Annotated in this window: 1 protein-coding gene; it reads left to right on the top strand. The window is 60.9% G+C overall.

Features of this window, described 5'->3' with window-relative positions; genetic code table 11:
• Window positions 1–121 precede the first annotated feature (121 nt).
• Window positions 122–1,492 carry an aromatic acid/H+ symport family MFS transporter gene (locus tag NUV89_RS29620; RefSeq protein WP_257784110.1) on the top strand — a complete coding sequence of 457 codons (1,371 nt, stop codon included), beginning with the start codon at window positions 122–124 and terminating at the stop codon, window positions 1,490–1,492.
• Window positions 1,493–1,568 lie beyond the last annotated feature (76 nt).

The raw sequence follows: 1,568 nt of genomic DNA, 5'->3' as shown, positions 1-1,568 counted from the left end.
TCAGCCAATACATGTGCTGACTGACACACTGCTTTCGCGAGCAAGCCCGCTCCCACACCAGCCCGCTCCCACAATGGATTTGCGTTACACCTTCAAATAAAAATAAGACAGGTACCTTGCGATGCACAATCAGATTGCCAGCTTTCGCGCGGCACTCGACGCCCGTCCGGTGTCGCGCTACCAGTGGTTGATCCTCCTGTTGCTGGCGCTGTTGCTGGTGACCGATGGCTATGACGCCCAGGTGCTGGGTTATGTCGTACCGGCCCTGGCCAAGGATTGGGGCCTGGAAAAAGCCGCGTTCGGCCCGGTGTTCAGCGCCAATCTGTTGGGGCTGACCCTCGGCTCGCTGCTGGTAACGCCGCTGGCCGATCGCTTTGGCGTGCGGCGCATTCTGTTGGGCTGCGTGCTGATCTACGCCAGCCTTACCCTTCTGATGGTGTTCGCCAACTCACTGACCAGCCTGATGGCCGCGCGCTTTATCTGCGGTATCGGCATGGGCGGCGCCATGCCCAGCGCCATGGCGTTGATGTCAGATTACTCACCCCCGCGCCTGCGCACCTTGATGGTGACGCTGGCCGCGTGTGGCTTCTCGTTTGGCGGCGCGGCCGGCGGGTTTGTGGCGGCGGGGTTTATCGACAGCTTCGGCTGGCAGGCGGTGTTCCTGGCTGGTGGCGTGACGCCGTTGCTGCTGTTCCCGTTTCTGCTGTGGCTGCTGCCGGAGTCGTTGCCACGTCTGCTGCGCGATGCGCCGCCCTATGCACGCTTGCACCAGGTCACCACGCGCATGTTGCCCGGTTGGCAGGCACCGCTGGCCAGCACGGCAGAAAACCTACAGGAGCAGGGCAGCAAACTGACGGTGGTGGAGCTGTTCCGCAACGGCTATGCACGCCCGACATTGCTGATCTGGGCGACGTTTTTTGTCAGCCTGATCCTGCTGTATTTCATGATTAGCTGGTTGCCGTCACTGCTATTGGAAAGTGGCCTGGCCCTCAAGGAAGCCAACCTGGTGACCTCGATGTTCCTGTTTGCCGGCACTGTGGGTGCCATCGGCATGGCCTGGTTCGCCGACCGCTTGAAAAGCAAAGTGCGCCTGCTGTCCGCCGTATTGGCAACGGCTGCGCTGTGCACGATCCTGCTCGGCCTGAACCACGACAATCCGCGCTACCTGGTGGCCTGCGTGTTTGCCGCCGGGTTCTGCATCATTGGTGGGCAACTGACCCTCAACGCCTTCGCCAGCAACTTCTACCCGGCGCATGTGCGCGCCACCGGCACGGGCTGGGCATTGGGCGTGGGGCGGTTTGGCTCGATCCTGGGGCCGCTGTTTGGCAGCCTGTTGTTGGCGATGCATATTCCGGTGCAGCAGATCTTTTTCTTTTGCGCGATTCCGGCGGTGATAGCGGCGCTTTTGATCATTCAAGTGAGATCGCCGGGCTCAAATGAGCCTGTGAGTCCATTGCATGGCGACATTCTCAAAGCACCGCTCAACCACTGATTCACCACCGTTCAAAATGTGGGAGCTGGCTTGCCTGCGAAAGCGGTGCAACAGTCAGCAATGTAGTGGCTGACCC

Source organism: Pseudomonas sp. 18.1.10, assembly GCF_024655625.1.
Taxonomy (GTDB): domain Bacteria; phylum Pseudomonadota; class Gammaproteobacteria; order Pseudomonadales; family Pseudomonadaceae; genus Aquipseudomonas.
The sequence above is the reverse complement of the archived record's forward strand: the minus strand, read 5'-3'. Positions and strand labels throughout refer to the sequence as shown.